Origin of the sequence: Anaeromyxobacter diazotrophicus (assembly GCF_013340205.1) — a bacterium.
GTDB lineage: Bacteria > Myxococcota > Myxococcia > Myxococcales > Anaeromyxobacteraceae > Anaeromyxobacter_A > Anaeromyxobacter_A diazotrophicus.
The window spans coordinates 436,268-452,066 of record NZ_BJTG01000005.1; the positions used below are offsets into that span (position 1 = coordinate 436,268).

The 15,799-nt window shown below is 75.8% G+C and carries 15 protein-coding genes; 10 read left to right on the forward strand and 5 right to left on the reverse strand.

What is annotated here, in order from left to right; all coding sequences use genetic code 11:
- The first annotated feature begins 18 nt into the window (after positions 1 to 18).
- Together HWY08_RS12930 and HWY08_RS12935 are read left to right on the forward strand one after the other, a co-directional pair.
- Entirely contained in the window at positions 19 to 291 is a 273-nt protein-coding gene (locus HWY08_RS12930; RefSeq protein ID WP_176065754.1) for a hypothetical protein, read from the forward strand.
- A 146-nt stretch (positions 292 to 437) separates the two neighbouring features.
- Entirely contained in the window at positions 438 to 614 is a 177-nt protein-coding gene (locus HWY08_RS12935) for an FmdB family zinc ribbon protein (RefSeq protein WP_176065756.1), read from the forward strand.
- Between the two features lie 11 nt (positions 615 to 625).
- Here the strand turns inward: HWY08_RS12935 and HWY08_RS12940 are convergent, their stop codons facing one another.
- From HWY08_RS12940 to HWY08_RS12950, 3 genes are read right to left on the reverse strand one after another with little or no spacing between them, the layout of a single operon-like run.
- Positions 626 to 898 (reverse strand): DUF1844 domain-containing protein, encoded by a 273-nt coding sequence (locus HWY08_RS12940; RefSeq protein WP_176065758.1) that lies wholly within the window; start codon positions 896 to 898, stop codon positions 626 to 628.
- Between the two features lie 12 nt (positions 899 to 910).
- Positions 911 to 2,302 (reverse strand): trypsin-like peptidase domain-containing protein, encoded by a 1,392-nt coding sequence (locus HWY08_RS12945; protein WP_235969609.1) that lies wholly within the window; start codon positions 2,300 to 2,302, stop codon positions 911 to 913.
- A 2-nt stretch (positions 2,303 to 2,304) separates the two neighbouring features.
- Positions 2,305 to 2,541: a hypothetical protein gene (locus tag HWY08_RS12950; protein ID WP_176065760.1), complete on the reverse strand. Its 237-nt coding sequence runs from the start codon at positions 2,539 to 2,541 to the stop codon at positions 2,305 to 2,307.
- A 117-nt stretch (positions 2,542 to 2,658) separates the two neighbouring features.
- Here HWY08_RS12950 and HWY08_RS12955 point away from each other — a divergent pair, with 117 nt between their 5' ends.
- The 4 genes from HWY08_RS12955 to HWY08_RS12970 all read left to right on the forward strand — a co-directional run bounded on the left by HWY08_RS12955 (position 2,659) and on the right by HWY08_RS12970 (position 7,026).
- Entirely contained in the window at positions 2,659 to 3,321 is a 663-nt protein-coding gene (locus HWY08_RS12955; RefSeq protein ID WP_176065762.1) for a thiamine phosphate synthase, read from the forward strand.
- Positions 3,318 to 4,028, forward strand: a complete 711-nt coding sequence (locus tag HWY08_RS12960; protein ID WP_176065764.1) for a gamma-glutamyl-gamma-aminobutyrate hydrolase family protein — start codon at positions 3,318 to 3,320, stop codon at positions 4,026 to 4,028. The genes HWY08_RS12955 and HWY08_RS12960 overlap by 4 nt, the downstream gene beginning before the upstream one ends.
- Positions 4,025 to 4,783: a bifunctional hydroxymethylpyrimidine kinase/phosphomethylpyrimidine kinase gene (locus HWY08_RS12965; RefSeq protein ID WP_176065766.1), complete on the forward strand. Its 759-nt coding sequence runs from the start codon at positions 4,025 to 4,027 to the stop codon at positions 4,781 to 4,783. The genes HWY08_RS12960 and HWY08_RS12965 overlap by 4 nt, the downstream gene beginning before the upstream one ends.
- 179 nt (positions 4,784 to 4,962) lie before the next feature.
- Complete coding sequence (locus HWY08_RS12970) at positions 4,963 to 7,026, forward strand: methyl-accepting chemotaxis protein (protein ID WP_176065768.1); 2,064 nt, start codon at positions 4,963 to 4,965, stop codon at positions 7,024 to 7,026.
- 22 nt (positions 7,027 to 7,048) lie between these two features.
- Here the strand turns inward: HWY08_RS12970 and dnaB are convergent, their stop codons facing one another.
- The gene (gene dnaB, locus HWY08_RS12975) at positions 7,049 to 8,452 is read right to left on the reverse strand and encodes a replicative DNA helicase (RefSeq protein WP_176065770.1); all 1,404 of its coding nucleotides are present in this window, start codon (positions 8,450 to 8,452) and stop codon (positions 7,049 to 7,051) included.
- 166 nt (positions 8,453 to 8,618) lie between these two features.
- On the opposite strand from dnaB, the gene HWY08_RS12980 reads away from it, so the two are divergent.
- From HWY08_RS12980 to HWY08_RS12995, 4 genes are all read left to right on the forward strand, one after another.
- The gene (locus HWY08_RS12980) at positions 8,619 to 11,513 is read left to right on the forward strand and encodes a beta-propeller domain-containing protein (protein WP_176065772.1); all 2,895 of its coding nucleotides are present in this window, start codon (positions 8,619 to 8,621) and stop codon (positions 11,511 to 11,513) included.
- Positions 11,514 to 11,553: 40 nt separating this feature from the next.
- On the forward strand, positions 11,554 to 12,375 hold the full coding sequence (locus tag HWY08_RS12985) for an LEA/WHy family protein (protein WP_176065774.1): 822 nt from the start codon (positions 11,554 to 11,556) through the stop codon (positions 12,373 to 12,375).
- A 44-nt stretch (positions 12,376 to 12,419) separates the two neighbouring features.
- A complete protein-coding gene (locus HWY08_RS12990; protein ID WP_176065776.1) occupies positions 12,420 to 13,271 on the forward strand; it encodes a DMT family transporter in 852 nt (283 codons plus the stop codon).
- Between the two features lie 105 nt (positions 13,272 to 13,376).
- Positions 13,377 to 14,414 carry a hypothetical protein gene (locus tag HWY08_RS12995; RefSeq protein ID WP_176065778.1) on the forward strand — a complete coding sequence of 346 codons (1,038 nt, stop codon included), beginning with the start codon at positions 13,377 to 13,379 and terminating at the stop codon, positions 14,412 to 14,414.
- A gap of 498 nt (positions 14,415 to 14,912) precedes the next feature.
- On the opposite strand, the gene HWY08_RS13000 is transcribed toward HWY08_RS12995, so the two are convergent.
- Positions 14,913 to 15,799 (reverse strand): HNH endonuclease (locus HWY08_RS13000; protein WP_176065780.1); only part of this gene is annotated, 887 nt, incomplete at its 5' end.

The following is a 15,799-nucleotide window of genomic DNA, read 5'->3' on the forward strand; positions in this document are numbered from 1 at the left end:
GATCCTAGAGATCGCGCCGTGCACAACGTCGTCGATCTCGCCCTCTGCGCCGCGGCCCGGCGCGCCCTCCACCGCGTACTCGAGGACCGCGGCCTGGGCTTCTTCGTGAAGCCCGGCCGCGGCCGCGCCCCCCACCTCGATACCCGTCGCATCGCCTGGGTGGTGGAGGCCGCCCGCCGCCGCGCCCGCGGCCGCCACCGCGATCCCGACGCCGTCGCCCGCACCCGCCGCGTGGTGCGCCGCGAGCTCATCCGCTGCATGGCCGCGCGGATGGTGCACGCCGGGCTGTAGCGACGCCGCTCCGCGCCCCGGACGCTCGCCGGCCCCCTCGCCCGTGGCGCGAGCGCGCCGCCGGCCGGTCGCGATCGGTCGCGCCCCCGCGGAGGTCATCGACTCCGGCCGCGAGCGTCCGATGATGGGGCCCGGAGGATGAGGCGATGCCGGTCTACGAGTTCTACTGTCGGCGCTGTGAGCAGCCGTTCACGGCGGAGATGCACGTGGCGGAGCACGAGGCCTCCGTCGTGGAGTGCCCGGAGTGCCACCGGAAGGAGGACGTCGAGAAGCGGCTCTCGACGTTCACCGCGGTGACGAGCCACAAGTCGGCGCACCTCTGACGCGGAGGCCGCTAGCCCTTGCCGCTCGCCTTGGTGACGTAACGCAGGCGGAGATCGTCGAGGAGGTTGTCGAGGAAGCGCGCCTCCTCCTCGGTGAGGTTCCCCTTCGTCTTGTCCTGCAGCATGCCCAGGATGTCGATGGTCTGCTGCGCGAGGACCAGGTTCGCGTGCGCCTCGCCCGTCTCCGGGTGCGGCGCGTCGCCCATGTGCACGAAGGCGGACGAGCCGAGCGAGACGCAGAACGTGTAGAAGTCGATGGGCGCGGGCTTCTTCTCGTCGGCCATGCGGTCCCCTCCCTAGTCGAGATCGAACGCGATGCGCTCGGCGGCGTAGCCGCGCTGCACGAGCAGCACGAGCTGCCCGGAGCGGCGCGCCTTGGCGGCGAGCTTGCGGAACTCGGCCACGCTCGACACCTCGCGGCTGTTCACCTCGCGGATGACGTCGCCGGTGGCCATCCCCACCCGCGCCGCCGGGCTGCCGCGGCGGATCGCCTTGGCCACCACATAGCGTTGGCCCTGGGCGCGCGCCTCCCCGAGCTGGATCCCGGTGCGGCGCGCCACGAGCTCCTCGAGCCGCTCGGGGGAGAGCTCGACCGCCCGCAGCGCGAGCTCGAGCCGCTCCTTGCCGCGCAGGACCTCGACCCGGGCGGCGCCGCCGATGGGCAGCTCGCGCACGCGGAAGCGGTACTCCTCGGCGCTCTCCACCGGCTGGCCGTCCACCGCGTCGAGCACGTCGCCCTTGCGGAACCCGGCCTGCGCCGCCGGCGAGCCCGGCTCGACCGACGCCACCTGCACACCGCGCGGCCCCTTCTTCGGCGCGCCGTCGCCGGCGGCGGCGAGGTCCTGCACCTCGACGCCGGTGTACCCCTCGCGCACCTCGCCGTGCTGGATGAGGTCCTCCGCCACGCGGCGCGCGCGGTCGATGGGGATGGCGAAGCCGATGCCGGCGCTCCGCTCGCCCAGGATGGCGGTGTTCACGCCGATGAGCTGCCCCTCGATGTTGAGGAGCGGCCCGCCCGAGTTGCCCGGGTTGATCGAGGCGTCGGTCTGGACGAAGTCGAACAGCGTCCGGTCGCCCGCCTTGAAGTTGCGGTGCACCGCCGAGACCACGCCGGTGGTGACGGTGTTGGCGAGGCCGAAGGGGTTGCCGATGGCGATGACGGTCTCGCCGATGAGGAGGTCGTCCGAGCGGCCCGGCGCGACGAACGGCATCCGCTCCTTCGTCTCGAGCTTCAGCACCGCCAGGTCGGAGGAGGGATCGGTGCCGACCACCTTGGCGCCGAGCTCGCGCCCGTCGAGGAGCTGCACCCGGAAGCGCACCCCGCGCTCCACCACGTGGTTGTTGGTGAGGACGTACCCCTCAGGCGCGACGATCACGCCCGAGCCGAGCGAGGTCACCTGGTAGCCGCGGCGGTAGCGCGGCCGCTCGAAGAGGTCGCCGAAGAGCAGCTCCGCCATCGAGTCGCCGCCGCGCGACGGCTCGCGGATGCGGACCAGCTCCTCGGTGGCGACGTTGACGACGGCGCCGCGCACCTTCTCCACCGCCGCCACCACCGGCGTGCGCCGGTCGGCAAGGCGGGTGGGGCCGGCGGGGGGGAGCGCGGAGGCCGCGGCCGGTTCCGGCGCGGCCTGGAGCGCGGCGAGGAGGGCGAGGGCGAGCGACCGCGCGCGGGGGCGGCTCGCGGGCACGGCTAGACCTCCTTGGGACCCTCGCCGGACGATGAGCTGTCGCCCTCGTCCTCGAGGTCGTCGTCTTCGTCGTCGAGGTCGTCGCCGTCGAGGTCCGACTCGATCGGCATCGCCTGGGAGGCGAGGTCCGGCAGCGCCTTCAGGTGCTTCTCCCACTCCTTCTCGTCGAGGAGACCCTTGCGCACGTAGCGCTGGGCCACCCGCTTGTCGAGGTACTTCGTCTCGGTGTCGTCGGCCATGAGATCGCTTTCCAGAACGAGAACTGCGGGAGGGGGGGCGGGGAAAATATGCGCGCGCTCGCTCGGGCGTCAAGCGCGCCTCGTGCCGGGGCCCCGGGCCGGTTATCCTCCGCCCCCATGGAAGACGACCCGCGCCGCGCTCGCGCGGCCCGCCTGGCCCGCCTGCGCGGGCTCTACGCCATCGTCGGCGACGACGACCCGGCCGGCCGCGCCGCCGCGGCCGTGGCGGGCGGCGCGGCGGTGGTCCAGGTGAGGATGAAGCGCGCCCCGGCCGGCGAGGTGCTCGCGGCCACCCGCCGGATCGTGGCGCTCGCCGCCGGCCGCGCGCTGGTGCTCGTGAACGACCGCCCCGATCTGGCGCTCCTCTCCGGCGCCGACGGGGTGCACCTCGGCGAGGACGACCTGCCGGTGGCCGACGCGCGCCGGCTGCTCGGCGAGGCGCTCCTCGTCGGCCGCACCGCGCGCACCGTCGACGACGCGCGCGCCGCCCTCGCCGCCGGCGCCGACCACGTCGGCTACGGGCCCGTCTTCCCCAGCCTGACGAAGCCGCTCGACGTGGCGCCGCGCGGCCTCGAGGCGCTCGCCGCCACCTGCGCGGCGGTGCCAGCCCCGGTGGTCGCCATCAGCGGCATCACGCTCGAGAACGTGGCGGCGGTGGCGCGCGCCGGCGCGGCCGCGGCGGCCGTGATCGGCGACCTCTTCGACCGCGGCGAGCCGCGCGCGCGGGCGGAGGCGCTGGCCGCGGCCTTCGCGCGTGGGGCGCGGGGGGCGGTCCGGTGAGGCGCCCCCGCATCGGCGTCACGCTCGACCTCGACGAGGCGCGCGGCGAGTACCGGCTCGGGCGCGCCTACGCCGACGCGGTGCTGCGGGCGGGCGGGCTGCCCGTGCCGCTCCCGTACGGCGAGGAGGCCGGCGGCGCCTACCTGGCCCTGTGCGAGGGGCTCGTCGTGACGGGCGGCGCCTTCGACATCCCCCCGGAGCGGTACGGCGAGGCGCGGCGGCCGGGCTGCGGGCCCGAGAAGCCGGAGCGGACCGCCTGCGAGTGGGCGCTGTGCGAGGCGGCGCTGGCCGGCCGCATCCCGCTCCTCGGCATCTGCGGGGGGATGCAGCTCCTCGACGTGGTGCGCGGCGGCGCGCTCCACCAGGACCTCGTGCAGGACGCCGGGCTCGGCGGCCACGAGCAGCCGCCGCCGCGCGACGTGCCGCACCACCGCGTGGCGATCGCGCCCGGGACCCTGCTCGCCCGGCTGGCCGGCCCGGAGCCGCTGTCCGTGAACTCGAGCCACCACCAGGCGGTACGCACCCCCGGCGCCGGCGTGCTCGTCTCGGCGCGGGCGGACGACGGGGTGGTGGAGGCGATCGAGCTGCCCGATCTGCCCTTCGCGCTGGGCGTGCAGTGGCACCCGGAGCGGCTCGCCGCCTCCGACCCGCGCCAGGCGGCGATCTTCCGCGGGCTGGTCCAGGCGGCCGAGGACCTCCGCCGGTGAGGCGCGGCGGCGCGGCCGCGCGCGTGCTGGTGCTGGCCGGCCTCGACCCGAGCGGCGGCGCCGGGCTCGCCGCCGACGTCGAGGCGCTGCTGGCGGTGGGGGCACGGGCGCTGCCGTGCGCGACCGCGCTCACCGTGCAGGGCGCGGGCGGGGCGTACGGGGCCGAGGCGGTGCCTGCGCCGCTGGTGCGGGCGCAGGTGGAGGGGCTCCTCGCCGGCCGCGGCGTGCCGGTGAAGGCGGTGAAGACCGGCATGCTCGCCACCGCCGAGATCGCCGCCGCGGTGGCGGAGCTGCTCGCGACCGGCCGGCTCGCCCGCGCGCCCCTGGTGGTGGACCCGGTGCTGGCCGCCTCCTCCGGCCTGGCCCTCTTCGACGCGGGGGGTGCCTCGCCGGCGGAGGCGCTCGCGCCGCTCCTCCGGCGCGCGGCGGTGGTGACGCCGAACTGGCCGGAGCTGGAGGCGCTGTGCGGAGCCGCGCTCGACGGCGACGACGCGGCGGTGGAGGCGGCGCGCGGGCTCGGCGCGCGCGCGGTGCTGGTGAAGGGCGGCCACCGCCCGGGCCCGCCGGTCGACCTGCTGGTGACGCAGCGTGCGGTGCTGCGCCTCGCCGGGCGCCGCCGCCCCGGCACCGCCCGCGGGACCGGCTGCCGCCTCGCCTCGGCGCTGGCGGGCCTGCTCGCGCAGGGCGCCTCGCTGCCGGAGGCGGCGCGCGGCGCGAAGCGGGTGGTGGAGCGGTACCTCGATCGGGTGCGGTAGCCTGGCGCGGGGTCGGGGTCCCTCGTGACCCTGAGTCTGGGTGGCGCTGCGGCGAGGTGTAGCAGCGCCACCCCGGCGCTGGGTCATTCCGCGCCCTTGTCTATTCACCCACCGTGGCATGTCCCATGCTCGACCCGGCAGGGTTGCCGCCCGTCTTGTTCACGGTACGTGAGGCCCACATGTTCGCGCAGACCAGGATCTCCACCCGGATCGTGAGCGCGCTGGCGCTGGTCTTCGGCCTCGTGATCGCGCTCGCCGCGGTGAGCCAGGTGAACACCACTGCCCTGAGCGCCATCGTCGACAACTACGGCGGCCGCAAGCTGCCCGGGACGAGCGCCCTCTGGTCGATTCGCCAGGCCGAGACCGCCGTCCGGGCCAACCTGGCCCTCCTCGTGCTCCCAGGCGTGAGGGACGAGGTGCGCGCGGACGCCGAGAAGCGCGTCGCGACCGCCCTGGCGCGCATCGCGAAGGGCGAGCAGGACTACCAGGCGCTGCCGCACGGCGCCAAGACGTCGGCGCTCTGGCGCGAGTACCAGCCGCTCGCCGCCGCCTGGCGGCGCGACTGCGCCGCGGCGCGCGGCGTCGTCGAGCGCCAGCGGGCGGGAGGCGCGGCGCAGGCGGCGGACACCGCGGTGCTCCAGGCCTACGAGAAGCTCATCGCCTCCTCGGCGCCGCTCCAGGACGTGGTGAACGAGCTCATCGAGCAGACCGCCGTGGACGCGGCGGCGCTCCACGCGGAGTCCGAGCGGGCCGAGCGCGCCATCGCCCTCGCGCTGTGGGGCACCTCGGCGTTGATCGCGGCGCTCTTCGCGGCCATCGCGGTGTGGCTCGTCCGGTCGATCGCTGGCGCCATCCGCCGGGTGCTGGCGGAGGCGCGGACGCTGGAGGAGGCGGTGCAGGCCGGCGCGCTCGACGTCCGGGGCGAGCCCGCCGCCGTCGGCCCCGAGTTCCGGCCGGTCGTGGTCGGGATCAACGGCATCCTGGACGCCTTCGCGAGGCCGCTGCGGCTCACCGCCGAGTACGTGGACCGGATCTCGAAGGGCGACCTCCCGCCTCCGATCGCCGAGCCTCAGCGGGGCGAGTTCGAGTTGATGAAGGAGAACCTCAACGCCTGCATCGCCGCGGTGAAGGCGCTGGTGCAGGACGTGGACGGGCTCGCGCAGGGCGCCATCGCCGGGGAGCTGTCGAGGCGCGCCGACCCCGCGCGGCACCGCGGCGACTTCCGCAAGGTCGTGGAGGGCGTGAACGGCACGCTCGACGCGGTGACGAAGCCGCTCGACGAGGCCGCCGGGACGCTGCAGCGCCTGGCGCACCGCGACCTCGAGGCGCGCGTGACCGGCGCGTATCGCGGCGAGCACGCCCGGATCGCCGAGGCGCTGAACGCCACCGCCCAGGCGCTGCACGACGCGCTGGCGCAGGTGGCGGGGGCCGTGAGCCACGTCTCCTCGGCCTCCGCCCAGATCGCCTCCACGAGCGAGGCGCTGGCGAGCGGCGCCTCCGAGCAGGCGAGCTCGATCGAGGAGTCCACCGCCGGCCTCGAGTCGATGTCGAGCACGATGAAGCAGGTCGCCGACGGCGCCCAGCAGGCGTCGGCGCTCGCGGCCACCGCGAAGGGCGCCGCCGGCGAAGGCACCGCCGCCATGGAGCAGATGGGTGGCGCGATGCTGAAGATCAAGGCGGCGGCCGAGGGCACCGCTCAGATCATCAAGGACATCAACGAGATCGCCTTCCAGACCAACCTGCTCGCGCTCAACGCCGCGGTCGAGGCGGCGCGCGCGGGTGACGCCGGCCGCGGCTTCGCGGTGGTCGCCGAGGAGGTGCGCTCCCTGGCGCTCCGCTCCAAGCAGGCCGCGAGCAAGACGGACGAGCTCATCGGGCAGTCCGTGAAGGAGGCGGCGCACGGGGAGACCACGGCGCGCCAGGTCGGCGACAAGCTCGGCGAGATCCTCGCCACCGTCGAGCAGGTCACCGAGCTCACGGCCGCGCTGGCCGCCGCGCTCCAGGAGCAGACCGCGGGGGTCGATCAGATCAACCGGGCGATGGGCCAGATGAGCACCATCGTCCAGCAGAACGCCGCCAGCTCCGAGGAGTCGTCCTCGGCGGCGGCCGAGCTGTCCGGTCAGGCGGAGGAGCTCGCCGCGCTGGTGGCCACCTTCCGGCTGGAGGCGCCTGCGGCGATCCCCGCGGCGGGAGGCGCCGCCGCGGGCCGGCGCGCGCGCCCGGCGCCGGCGGCCCGCGCCTGAGCGCCGCGGGCCGCCGCGCGGTTCACCCGCCGCGCTGCTTCTCGGCGAAGTAGGTGTTCGTCTTGAAGAAGACGAGCTCCACCACGCCGGTCGGGCCCTGGCGCTGCTTCGCGATGTGCAGCTCGATCTCCTGCACGTCGGCCTTGGCCGGCCCGGCGCCGTCCTGGTCCTTCTCGTCGCCGGGGCGGTGCAGGAACATGACCACGTCGGCGTCCTGCTCGATGGCGCCCGACTCGCGCAGGTCGGAGAGCATGGGCGGCTCGCCCTTGCGCTTCTCGACGCCGCGGTTGAGCTGGGAGAGCGCCAGGATGGGCACCTCCAGCTCCTTCGCCAGGCTCTTCAGCGAGCGGCTGATGATGGCGATCTCCTGCTCGCGCGACTGCGCGCCCGAGACGTTCATGAGCTGGAGGTAGTCGACGATGACGAGGTCGAGGCCGCCCTCGCGCTTGATCTTGCGGCACTTGGCGCGCAGCTCGACCGGCGAGAGGACGAAGTTGTCGTCGAGCCAGATGCGCGAGCCGCCGATGCGGTCGCCGTGCTGCATGATGCGGTCCCAGTCGCTCTGCTGCAGCAGGCCCTGCGTCATGCGCCAGAAGTCGAGCTTCGCCTCGGCGGCCAGGATGCGCATGGCGAGCTGCTCGGACGGCATCTCGAGCGAGAAGATGGCGACCCGCTTCTGCGCCTTGGTCGCGGCGTAGGTGCCGATGTTGAGCGCGAAGGCGGTCTTGCCGACCGAGGGGCGGGCGGCGAGCACGATGAGCGCGCCCTTCTGCAGCCCGAGCAGCTTCTGGTCGAGCGCCTGGATGCCGGTGGGGACGCCGGTGAGCGTGCTCTCGCCGGCGCGCACCCGCGCCTGGGTGGCGTCGATGGTCTCGATCGCCTTGACGAGCGGCTCCTGGATGAGCCGCAGGGTCTCGGTGGTGCCGCCCTGGGCGGCGGCGAAGATCTCCTGCTGCGAGGTCTCGAGGAACTCCTGGACGTTCGCGCCCGCCTCGTAGCCGCGCGCGAGCACCGCCTGCGCCACGAGCTGCACCCGGCGCACCCGCGCCAGCTCCGCCACGATGGCGGCGTAGTGCCGGACGTTGACGGCGGTGCCGAGCCCCTTCGCCAGCGCGAAGGGCAGGTCGCGCGGGACGGCCGCCCCGAGCAGCCCCTTCGCCTCGAGCCGCTGGTGCAGCAGCACCGGGTCGATGGCCTGCTTCTCCTGCGCGAGCTCGGCGCAGGTCTGGAAGGCGAGCTGGTGCGCCTGGAGGTAGAAGTCCTCGGGCTTCAGCCGGTCGGCGACGAGGTCGAAGGCGGTCTCCTCGATGAGGAGCGCCCCCAGCACCGCCTGCTCGGCCTCGAGGTTGTGAGGGAGATCGCGCGAGGGGCGGAGCTGCAACGCGGGCGCGGCGCCGCCGCGTCGCAGGGGCTCGGAGTCGTTCATCGGCGGGCGGATGGTACTCCCGAGGTCTGATGCCCGGCGGTGGACGGCGCTGTGGAGAACGTCGGAAAGGCTTGGGGAAGGCCGTGTGGGTGGGGCCCCGGGAATCCTTGTGGATCGGCTGTGAAGAATGTGAATGGATCGGCCAAGTCCCGGGAGGGAGGCCTCCATGACGCGCTTCCGGCCGTGTCTGTTCCTCGCTGCCCTCGCCGCGGTCGCGCTGGGGTCGCTCGGGTGCCGTGGACAGGGCGAGAGCGCGGCGGGAGCGGGTCCGCATGCGGTCGGCGCGAGCGCGTTCGAGTCGCCGCCGCCCGGGAGCGCGCGGTTCGGCGGGACCGCGACGGCGGGAGCGCCCGGGCCCGCCGCCGCGCCCCAGGGCGGCGCGGCCGCCGCGCGCGCCGTGGAGGAGGCGGACGTCTACGCGCGGGCCGGGACGACGCTCTACGTCCTGAACGCGTTCCGCGGCCTGCAGGCGATCGACCTCGCGGACCCCGCCGCGCCGATCCTCCTCGCGCGGCTCCCGCTGCTGGGCACGCCGGTCGACCTCTACCTGCGCGGGAGCGCGGCGCTGGTGGCGGTGAGCGACGTCCTCTCCTTCCGCGAGGCGGCCGGCGCGACGCAGCCCGAGCGCGGGTCGCGCCTGTTCGCGGTCGACGTCTCCGACCCGGCGCACCCCGCGGTCGCGACCGAGCTCCCCGTCGACGGCGAGCTCGTCCAGACGCGGCTCGTCGGCGACGTCCTCTACGTGGTCTCGCGGCAGTCGCCCTGGTACGGCTGGCCGGGGATCGCGACCGGCGTCGCCTCGGGCGGTTCGGGCGGCGCGGGCGCCGTCTCCGGCGCGGTCGCCGGGGCGGGGTGGGAGACCGTCACGGTGGCGAGCTTCGACGTGCGGGACCCCGCTCACCCGGCGGAGGTGGCGCACCTCCAGCTCCCCGCCGGCGGCTGGGACGCGCACGCGCACGTCACCGCCGAGCGCGTCACGCTGGCGTTCTCGGGGTGGTCGGCCGACGCGAGCGGCCCGGTCACGCGCTTCCGCGCCGTCGACATCTCCGATCCGGGCGGGGCCTTGGTGGCCGGCGTCGAGGTCACCTGCCCCGGCGCGGTGCGCGACCGCTGGTCGATGGACTTCGACGCCGCGACCGGGCTCTTCCGCGCCGTCGCGGCGACCGGCTGGAACGCCGGCGCCCTCCTGCAGATCTGGGCGAGCCCGACGCCGGAGGCCGCGACGCCGGTCTCCCAGCTCGCGATCGACGTGGCCGAGTCGCTCACCGCGGCGCGCTTCGACGGCGCGCGGGTCTACCTCGTGACGGCGCGCATCACCGATCCGCTCTGGGTGGTGGACGCGACCGTCCCGGCCCAGCCCAGCGTCGCCGGCGCGCTCTCCATGCCGGGGCAGCTCGACTTCATCGAGCCGCGGGGCGATCGCCTGCTCGCCCTCGGCCACACGAGCGAGGCCGGGACGCCCTCGCAGCTTGCGGTCTCGCTCCTCGACGTGAGCGACCTCGCGGCGCCGCGGCTCCTCGACCGCGCCACCTTCGGCACGAGCTTCGGCTGGGTGCCGGTCTCCCCCGACGACCTGCGCAAGGCCTTCATCGTGCTCGACCCGCCCGCCACGGGGCCCGGGCTCGTCCTCGTCCCGGTGCAGGGCTGGGACGCGGCGAGCTTCCGCTACCAGGGCGGCACGCAGCTCCTCGACTGGACGCGCGACGCGCTCACGCTGCGCGGCTTCCTCCACCACCCCGGCGCGGTGAAGCGCTCGTTCCCGCTCGACCAGGTGGCGTCGTGCCTCGCCGCCCTCTCCGACGCCGCGCTGCAGACCGTGGACGCGACCGACCGCGCCGCGCCGCGCGAGCTGGCGCGCCTCGACCTGGCCCGCTCCGTGACGACGCTGGCCCTCCTCGGCGACCACGCCGTCGAGCTCTCGGGCGACTGGTACCGCGGCGACCTGGAGCTCGCCGTCACGCCAGCGCTCGATCCGGACGCCGCGGCGCCGCTCGCGCGCGTCGCGGTGACGGCGCCCCAGGCGAGCCTGTACCAGGACGGCGCCCTCGTCTGGCTGCTGGCGGTGGACTGGGCGAGCGGGAGGGCGTGGCTCGAGGGGCACGACCTCACCGATCCCGCCCAGCCGCGCGCGCGGGGGAGGATCGACCTGCCGGCGGACGCGCTCGGCGGCGGCGTCCCGGGCCTCGGGATGGGCCTCCCGACGCCGGTGGGGGCGGGGTTGACGCGGCCCTGGGGCTTCGCCGCCGACGCGGCGCTGGTGGGCCACGCGCTCGTCGTGCACCGCTCCGGCTGGCCCTGCGCCGGGACGTGCCCGGCCGGCGCGGCGGGCCAGCTCCGCGTCTACGACCTCTCCGATCCGGACCAGCCGCGCCTCGCCTCGACGGTCGACCTCGCCGACGGCTGGTCGTGGGGCCTGCGCGTCGTCGACCGGTTCGCGTGGCTGACGCGGTTCGCGTGGGACGGGATCGCCGCGCGCGGCCGCTACTTCCTCGACCGCGTCGACCTCGGTGATCCGGCGCGCCCGCTCCTGCTCGCGGGGGTGAACGTGCCGGGCGTGCTCTACGGCGCCTCGGAGGACGGCCGCCGCGTCTTCACGCTCGAGAGCTGGTGGACGGACGCGAGCACCCCGGTCACCTGGGCGCACGGCCTCACGCTCACGGACGGCGGCGCGCGGCTCGACGGGAGCGTCAAGCTCCAGGGAGACGCCTGGCAAGGGGAGGCGGCGGGCGGCGTCGGCTGGGTACCCGCCACGACCTGGGCGAGCGACGGCGCGACCGTGCGCCTGTACGCGCTGGACCTCGGCGCGATGGCCGTCGCGAGCGAGCAGCGGGTGCGCGGGGGAGGCGCCTGGCTCCGCCGCGCGGCGGCCGGGAAGCTCTTCCTCATGGCGAGCTGGGCCGACCCCGGACTGCTCGTGTACGACCTCTCCGACCCGCGCCAGCCCGCCTTCGAGCGCTTCTTCCGCACCGAGGCGTACCCGTGGGACGTGGTGGTGGGCGGCGGCTACGCCTACCTGCCCTCCGGGGCCTACGGCGTGCCGATGGTGAAGCTCGCGCCCTGACTTGGCGCCCGCGCGCAGGGGCTGATAGGAGTGGCGGCCCATGCGCCTCCATCGCCTCGCCCTCGCCGCCGCGCTCGCCCTCTCGCTCACGGGGTGCGCGTTCCTGCAGCGCCTCGCCGGCGCCGGGTTCGAGGCGCCGCGGCTCACCTACCAGTCCTGGTCGGCCGACCAGCTCGACCTCGAGGGCGTCACCGTCGCGCTCCAGTACCGCCTCGACAACCCCAACGCCTTCGGGCTCGATCTGCGCCGCCTCGCCTACAAGCTGGAGGTGGAGGGGCGCCAGGTGGGGGAGGGGACCTTGCCCGCCGGCGTGCAGATCCCGGCGCGCGGCTCGACCGCGCTCGCGATCCCGGTGCGGCTGCGCTGGCGCGACGTCCCGAACTTCGTCGAGACGCTGCTCACGCGCGCCGAGGTCGGCTACCGGATCAGCGGGAGCGCCGGCGTCGGCTCGGCGCTCGGGACCATCGACCTGCCGTTCGACCACCAGGGCCGGGTGGCGGTGCCGCGCCCGCCCGCGATCGGCATCGAGGGGATCTCCGTCAAGGAGGCCTCGCTCGCCCACCTCGCGCTCGACGTGAAGGTCCGGATCGAGAACGGGAACGCCTTCCCGCTGCCGGTGGGGGCGCTCACCTATGGGCTGCGCGTCGGCGAGCAGGACCTCCTCTCCGGCGGCGCCCACCCGCTCGCGGCGGTGCCGCCGCGCGGGCACGCGGTGGTGACGCTGCCGGTGCGGCTCTCGACCGTCGGCGCCGCGGAGGGCATCGCCGACCTCCTGCGCGGGGCCGCGCTCAGGCTGCAGGGGCTGGCCGGCTTCGGCGACCTGCAGGTGCCGGTGGACGCGCAGGGGTCCGTGCGGCGGTAGCCGGGTCGCCGGCCGCTCGCGCGCCGATGGTAAGGTGCGCGGCCATGTCCCCGAACCGCCGCGCCGTCGCCGCCGCGCTCGCCGCCATCGCGCTGTGGGGGACCCTGGCCGCGCTCGGCATCTCGCTGCGGAGGGTGCCGCCCTTCCTGCTCGTCGGCGCCGCGCTCCTCCTCGGCGGGCTGTGCGGCGCCCGGCGCCTGTCCCTGCGCGGGCTCTCGCCGAAGGTGCTCCTGCTCGGGGTGTACGGGCTCTTCGCCTACCACTTCTGCCTCTTCCTCGCCCTGCGCCTCGCGCCGGCGGTGGAGGCGAACCTCCTCAACTACCTCTGGCCGCTCCTCATCGTGGTGCTCTCGCCGCTCCTCGTCCCGGGCACCGCGCTGCGCCCGCGCCACCTCCTCGGCGCCCTGCTCGGCTTCGGGGGGGCGGCGCTGCTCGTCACCGGCGGCCGGCTGGGCTTCGCGCGGGAGGGGCTCCTCGGCTACGCCCTGGCGGTGGCGGCGGCGGTCATCTGGGCCACCTTCTCGCTCGTGACGCGCCGGCTGGGCGGCTTCGCCACCTCGGCGGTGAGCGCCTTCTGCCTCGTGTCGGGGGCCCTGGCGCTCCTCTGCCACGCGCTCTTCGAGCCGCGCTACCACTTTGCCGCGCGCGACGCGCTCCCGCTCCTCGCCATCGGCGTCGGCCCGATGGGCGCCGCCTTCTACCTGTGGGACCGCGCGCTGCGCGACGGCGACCCCCGCGTGGTCGGCACGCTCGCCTACCTGACGCCGCTCCTCTCGACGCTCCTCATCGCGCTGTCCGGCCAGGGCCGCCTCGGGCCCACCGCCGCCGCGGCGATGGCGCTCATCGTCGGCGGAGCGGTGGTGGGGACCTGGACACCGCGGCCCGCCGCCCGGTGAGCGCGGCAGCCGGGCCGCGCGCCGGCCCCCACCCGCCAGGTCCCGCGTTCGGGTTTGCAGCCGCTCCTCCAGGGCGCCAGAATCCGGGCTTCACCCGGAGGCAGCATGATCGAGCTCGCGGCGACGGTGGAGCGGACCCGGTTCGTGGACCCGGCCGGCCAGCCGGTGGAGCAGGTGATCGAGCACCGCACGGACCCGTTCACCGGAACCGTCGCGTCGATCAACGCCGCGCTCGGCGAGAAGGCGCGCGCCTTCCTCGGCTCGACCGACCCGGCGCTGCTCCGCGAGCTCGAGGAGCGCTCGCGGGCTGGCTGCCCGTTCTGCGCCGCCGCCGAGAAGGCGACGCGCTTCGACCCGGCGCTGGTGCCGGAGGGCCAGCTCAGGGTGGGGCGCTCGATCGCCTTCCCGAACCTCTTCTCCAAGGCGAGCCTCGACGCGGTGGTGGTGCTCGACCCCGGCGCGCACGCGCTCTTCCCGTCGCGGCTCGCGGCCGACGCGCTCGGCACCGCGCTCGCCGCCGCGGCCGAGCTGGGGCGGCGCGCGCGGGCGCGCGACCCGGCGCTCGTCCACCACGTGGCGGGCATGAACTTCCTCGCCCCCGGCGGCTCGTCGGTGCCGCACCCGCACCTCCAGGTCCAGGTCCGGAGCGCGCCGTACTCGGGCGTCGCCCGGCTGCTCCGGGCCGGCCGCGACGCCGCCGCGCGGCTCGGCGCGAACGCCTGGGAGGCGCTGCTGGCGCAGGAGCGCGGCGGGCCGCGCGCCGTCGGGGCGAGCGGGCCGGTGCAGTGGCTCGCCGCCTGGGCGCCCGCGCACCAGAAGGAGCTGTGGGGCCTCTTGCCGGGGAAGAGCAGCCTCGTCGAGCTGGACCCGGCCGAGGCGGCCGCCTTCGGCGCGGGCCTCGCGAAGGCGGTCGCCTTCTACGAGGAGCAGGGCCAGCACGCGTTCACGCTGGCGTTCCTGTCCGCCCCCGAGCCCGACCCGCGCCACACGCTCCAGGTGAGGCTCTGCGCGCGCCCCGCCTTCCGCGCCTCCTACGCGAACTACGACACCTGGTTCGCGCCGCTCCTCGCCGGCGACGACGCGCACACCGAGGCGCCGGAGGCCTACGCCGCCCGGCTGCGGGCGAGGTGGGGCGGACCGTGACGCGAGGCCGCGCTCAGGCGCGCTCGGCGGCGGAAACGCCGGCGGCGGTTCCGAGCGGGCGGCGGGGTGGCCCTCCTGCGTCGCTCCGGACGACCTCCCGGATAGGTACGACGGCCGGAGCAGAAACGCTGGCGGGGGTTCCGAGCGGGCGGCGGGGTGGCCCTCCCGCGTCGCTCCGGACGACCTACCGGATAGGTACGGCGGCCGGTTCAGAAACGCGCGAACGCCGGGCAACGCAACGTGCCGCGCCGACACGGCGCACGAGGTCCGCGCGCCGGCGCGGCACCGGCGTTGCTGGCGGCAGTAGGGCGAGCGCGGTCTCACGCAGGTCGACCTCCGCTCCTTCGGAGGGCCACCCCGCCGCCCGCTGGCGGGCGTTGCCGTCCGCAGGTCGGGGTCGCTGTCGCGGTCGCAGTCGCGGTCGAGGTCGCAGTAGCGGTCGCGGTCGCGGTCGCAGTCGCGGTCGAGGTCGGGCCCTGCTCCCCTCGCCCCGCGGACTCACGCCGCCGAAATCTCCACCCCTTCGCCGGACCGCCTCGCGGGCTCCGGCCCGCTCCACGCCTTCCCGCCCAGGAACCACCGCAGCGCCTCAGGCGCCCGCCCCACCACGCGCAGGTGGCCGGCGTGGATGCAGCGGAGGTGGTGGAACGCGCAGAGGCCGAGCTGGTTGTCGAGCTCGTCCCCGCCGCCTTGCGAGCGGAAGAGGACGTGGTGCGCGTGCGTCGCGCGGCGGCTGCAGCCGGGGACCTGGCAATGGCCCTCGTCCCGCTCCCGGACCTTCCGCGAGCGGGTCCGGGCGCGCTTCCCGCCCTTCCAGGTGTCGAGGAAGTGCTGCGCGAGCACGGCGAGGCAGGTCCCGAGCGGCAGCGGCCTCCCGGTCCGGTCGCGGACGGCTTGCACCGCGGCGGCGAGGACCGCCGCCATCCGGAGCGCCAGCGGGACGGCCAGCCTCCCCTGCGCACGCATCCGCCGCTCGGCCTCGCCCTCGAGCTCGCGCCGGAGCGCGACGCAGGTGAGGCCCTTCGCCCGCGCGGCCCAGCGGGCGATCTCCGGCTCGGGCAGCTTCGAGAGGAGCCGCAGCTTCTCGAACGGCAGCCCCTCGCGCTTCGCCTCCTGGAGCGCCGGCGAGGCCCAGCGCCGCTCCTCGACCTTGGCCCGCTCCTCGATCGAGCGCGCCGCGAGCCCCAGCCGCTCCTCGCAGTACTGGCGGAAGCTCGCGAACCCGAGGAGCCGGTACAGCTGGCTCTTCCGGACCGCCAGGGCGCAGTAGCCGACGAGGTCCTCCCACTCCGCCCGCAGGGCGGCGAGCTCCCGCAGTCGGCCGTCCACCTCCTGGGCGGTGGCGGTCTCGTAGAAGCGGACGTCCGGGGCCGCGATGTCCGGCA